Below are 1,475 nucleotides of genomic sequence, written 5' to 3' on the forward strand. Positions count from 1 at the left end.
TAAGTGGTTATTGATTACCATATATTGGATTTGCAATAAAAAAAAGAGTCCCCGGCTTAGTTAAGAGGTAAATATTCGGAGTACTCCGTTTATCGTACCGTATATTGAGATATGTTTATCTTTTTGTTGTATATAACCACAATATATTGTTTGGCAATATGGGCACACCGAATATTTACGTTAAGAGGTGTCCAGATATAGAACTTGGGGTTAAATGCCGGAGAATAATGCTCATGACAGTGTTTTTGCTTGGTTGGGTGTATTTGCTTTGCCTAAGTATTTTTTAATCTTGTTTGTTTTGAAGCAGGGGTATGATTTTGGAGATCGAAAGGCGTTGAATCGGGCAATTCGGTTGTGCTGTCAGGCAAGGTTAAAGCAGTACGGGCGTTTGAAATCATCCTCCAAGACTTCCCAATTGTTGCGGGAACTGATGACCGAGGCGATTGCGGATGAGGTGGCAGAAACGCTATAATGCGTTGATGTTGAGTGAGGAGGATGAGGAAATTGAGTTTTAGGGGGATAAAATTTTATCCAAGAACAACGAATATTAACTTTTTTGATTTTTGGTTCCAAGTGTCTTATAATTACAGTGAACTTAACTTTGACACTATGAAAACTTAGAGGGAAGAAAAATGCCTGCGGAAATCATCAAAAAAAGCTTCAAGGGAAGTGAATTGCCGTTGATTGATTGGGAGAAAGACTTTCAGATCAATGCGGAAGAGCGTTTTACTGTCGTGTTGATCAAAGAGAACACACAAAATGTACCTAAAGCAATTTCCGATAATTTGATTGAAATTAACGGTCAGGTCTATGAGTTGGATTTGTCGGAAGATTTGCCGATGTCGGAAATTTGTGCGGAATTGGGTGATTTTGAATTTTTGGAAGATGAACCGGAGCTTTATTCTGTTGAGGATTTAAAAAAACGCCATGTCTAAATATGAACCAGGTACAATCATTGTTGTGCCTTTTCCGTTTACGGATCTTTCCAGTAAGAAAATCAGACCGGCTCTGGTTGTTTCCAAATACAATACGAAAGAAAGCAATCTTGTTATTTGCATGATCACAACGAATCTGAGAAAGCACAAACACGCAGTTGAGATAGATAATTCTTTGGTAACCGGTTTGAATAAGCCCTCGGTGGCAAGGCTTGATAAGCTGTTTACGGTTGATAAAAGAATCATTTTGGCGACTTTGGGGAAGGTTCAAAACGACTTTTTTACGGAAAATAAGGATAAATTTTTTGATATTTTCGAGTTTTGATTTTATCCGACAATCGAAATAAATCCTTGATAATGATAAAGCCGCCATTTTGGGCGGTTTTTTTTGTTGATGTAGCACTCTTATGAAGATTCTACCCTTTCTGCAAAAGTTGGCGAGTTTAGAAGTGCTTTTGAAAAGATTCTTTTTGCTTTTTTTCTGTATTAAAAGTGAAGTATACCATTAGAATGTTTGAGTTTGACAGCACTCAAGACTAG

Annotated in this window: 3 protein-coding genes; all 3 read left to right on the forward strand. The window is 37.4% G+C overall.

Annotated elements, in window-relative coordinates; translation table 11 throughout:
- The first annotated feature begins 214 nt into the window (after positions 1–214).
- Positions 215–472: a hypothetical protein gene (locus tag MTBBW1_RS25615; RefSeq protein ID WP_080809383.1), complete on the forward strand. Its 258-nt coding sequence runs from the start codon at positions 215–217 to the stop codon at positions 470–472.
- Between the two features lie 160 nt (positions 473–632).
- Entirely contained in the window at positions 633–935 is a 303-nt protein-coding gene (locus tag MTBBW1_RS25620) for a hypothetical protein (RefSeq protein ID WP_080809386.1), read from the forward strand.
- A complete protein-coding gene (locus MTBBW1_RS25625) occupies positions 928–1,260 on the forward strand; it encodes a type II toxin-antitoxin system PemK/MazF family toxin (protein ID WP_080809388.1) in 333 nt (110 codons plus the stop codon). The genes MTBBW1_RS25620 and MTBBW1_RS25625 overlap by 8 nt, the downstream gene beginning before the upstream one ends.
- The last annotated feature ends 215 nt before the right edge of the window (positions 1,261–1,475 follow it).

This window comes from Desulfamplus magnetovallimortis, assembly GCF_900170035.1.
Taxonomy (GTDB): domain Bacteria; phylum Desulfobacterota; class Desulfobacteria; order Desulfobacterales; family Desulfobacteraceae; genus Desulfamplus; species Desulfamplus magnetovallimortis.

What these genes read in the sequence shown, in the direction of transcription:
- MTBBW1_RS25615 (WP_080809383.1), top strand. Translation starts at nt 215, where the DNA reads ATGCCGGAGAATAATGCTCATGACAGTGTTTTTGCTTGGTTGGGTGTA.
- MTBBW1_RS25620 (WP_080809386.1), top strand. Translation starts at nt 633, where the DNA reads ATGCCTGCGGAAATCATCAAAAAAAGCTTCAAGGGAAGTGAATTGCCG.
- MTBBW1_RS25625 (WP_080809388.1), top strand. Translation starts at nt 928, where the DNA reads ATGTCTAAATATGAACCAGGTACAATCATTGTTGTGCCTTTTCCGTTT.